The organism is Mesorhizobium sp. M0772 (genome assembly GCF_040320135.1).
Taxonomy (GTDB): Bacteria; Pseudomonadota; Alphaproteobacteria; order Rhizobiales; family Rhizobiaceae; genus Mesorhizobium.
This window is the reverse complement of record NZ_JAMYPB010000100.1, coordinates 1-2,500: the sequence shown is the minus strand read 5'-3', so window position 1 is coordinate 2,500 and position 2,500 is coordinate 1. Positions and strand designations below refer to the sequence as shown.

Sequence of the window (2,500 nt, the reverse complement as noted above, 5' to 3'; positions counted from 1 at the left end):
GAAGTGTGTCGAGTGAGGGTGGTCAAAAAGTCATTCGTATAAAGGTTTGTGGTGAGCTTCTTGGCTTGCCGCTTGTTCTGTTTTGACATCGTAAAGAGAAGATTTGTTCGAACTTCATGAGCCGAAAGGTTCGTGATTTGTCGCGGGAGACGCTCAATCTCCCGCATATGATGGGTTTGCCTAACCGCACCCTCGAACCGATCTCGAGAAGCTGGTCTTTTTGTGCCAATGACATCAAGCGCCAATCCCGCACAGGATTGCGCTTATGCGACGATCCCTTTGGGATCGCGCGGACGCTAATCCCGCAAGGGAGAGGCTGAAGCGACAATCCTTCGGATTGCGCGGATGGGCATTGGCAATGAGAACGATCAAGTGTCTTAAGGGCAATTGGTGGATGCCTTGGCATGCACAGGCGATGAAGGACGTGATACGCTGCGATAAGCTACGGGGAGGTGCGAATACCCTTTGATCCGTAGATTTCCGAATGGGGAAACCCACCTAAGGTACTTGGAAAATCAGAGTAGCAGAGCGATCTGCTACTGTGGTTTCCAAGTATCGATAATAGGTAACTTATCCTGAATACATAGGGATAAAGTGGCGAACGCGGGGAACTGAAACATCTAAGTACCCGTAGGAAAGGACATCAACCGAGACTCCGGAAGTAGTGGCGAGCGAACCCGGACCAGGCCAGTGGCGATTGAGAGACAAGCGGAACCTTCTGGAAAGTAGGGCCATAGTGGGTGACAGCCCCGTACGCGTAATGCAATCAATCGTCCTCGAGTAAGGCGGGACACGTGAAATCCTGTCTGAAATTGGGAGGACCACCTTCCAAGCCTAAGTACTCGTGCATGACCGATAGCGAACTAGTACCGTGAGGGAAAGGTGAAAAGCACCCCGACAAGGGGAGTGAAAGAGTACCTGAAACCGATTGCCTACAAACAGTGGGAGCCCGTAAGGGTCACCACGTACCTTTTGTATAATGGGTCAGCGACTTAGTGTGACGAGCAAGCTTAAACCGCTAGGTGTAGGCGCAGCGAAAGCGAGTCTGAACAGGGCGTTCAGTTCGTCGCATTAGACCCGAAACCGAGTGATCTAGCCATGAGCAGGTTGAAGGTAAGGTAACACTTACTGGAGGACCGAACCCATAACTGTTGCAATAGTTCGGGATGACTTGTGGCTAGGGGTGAAAGGCCAATCAAACTCGGAAATAGCTGGTTCTCCGCGAAATCTATTTAGGTAGAGCGTCGACCGAATACCCCAGGGGGTAGAGCACTGGATGGGCTAGGGGTCCTCACCGGATTACCAAACCTAACCAAACTCCGAATACCTGGGAGTACTAGTCGGCAGACACACGGCGGGTGCTAACGTCCGTCGTGAAAAGGGAAACAACCCTGACCTACAGCTAAGGTCCCCAAGTTATGGCTAAGTGGGAAAGGATGTGAGGATCCCAAAACAACCAGGATGTTGGCTTAGAAGCAGCCATCATTTAAAGAAAGCGTAACAGCTCACTGGTCTAAATAAGGGTCTTTGCGCCGAAAATGTAACGGGGCTAAAGCCATACACCGAAGCTTAGGGTTTGGTCCGCAAGGGCCAAGCGGTAGCGGAGCGTTCTGTAAGCTGACGAAGCCATACCCGTGAGGGGTGGTGGAGGTATCAGAAGTGCGAATGCTGACATGAGTAACGTAAGGGGAGTGAGAGACTCCCCCGCCGAAAGACCAAGGGTTCCTGCTTAAAGCTAATCTGAGCAGGGTTAGCCGGCCCCTAAGACGAGGCGGAAACGCGTAGTCGATGGGAACCACGTTAATATTCGTGGGCTTGGAGGTAGTGACGGATCGCACAAGTTGTCCAATCTTATCGGATTGAACGGGCAGCGGAGCGGTTCCAGGAAATAGCTCCTCCTTATAAACCGTACCCGAAACCGACACTGGTGGTCAGGTAGAGTATACCAAGGCGCTTGAGAGAACTATGCTGAAGGAACTCGGCAAATTGCACGCGTAACTTCGGAAGAAGCGTGACCCTTTTCTACGCAAGTAGAGGAGGGTGGCACAGACCAGGGGGTAGCGACTGTTTATCAAAAACACAGGGCTCTGCGAAGTCGCAAGACGACGTATAGGGTCTGACGCCTGCCCGGTGCTGGAAGGTTAAGAGGAGGGGTGCAAGCTCTGAATCGAAGCCCCAGTAAACGGCGGCCGTAACTATAACGGTCCTAAGGTAGCGAAATTCCTTGTCGGGTAAGTTCCGACCTGCACGAATGGCGTAACGACTTCCCCGCTGTCTCCAGCATAGACTCAGTGAAATTGAATTCCCCGTGAAGATGCGGGGTTCCTGCGGTTAGACGGAAAGACCCCGTGCACCTTTACTATAGCTTTACATTGGCATTCGTAGTGGCATGTGTAGGATAGGTGGTAGGCTTTGAAACCTGGGCGCCAGCTCAGGTGGAGCCACCCTTGAAATACCACCCTTATTACTATGGATGTCTAACCGCGGCCCGTTATCCGGG

The 2,500-nt window shown here is 52.2% G+C and carries 1 rRNA gene; it reads left to right on the top strand.

Going from position 1 to position 2,500, the window contains the following annotated elements:
• Positions 1–366: 366 nt before the first annotated feature.
• A 23S ribosomal RNA gene (locus tag NKI06_RS30610) occupies positions 367–2,500 on the top strand; the annotation flags it as partial.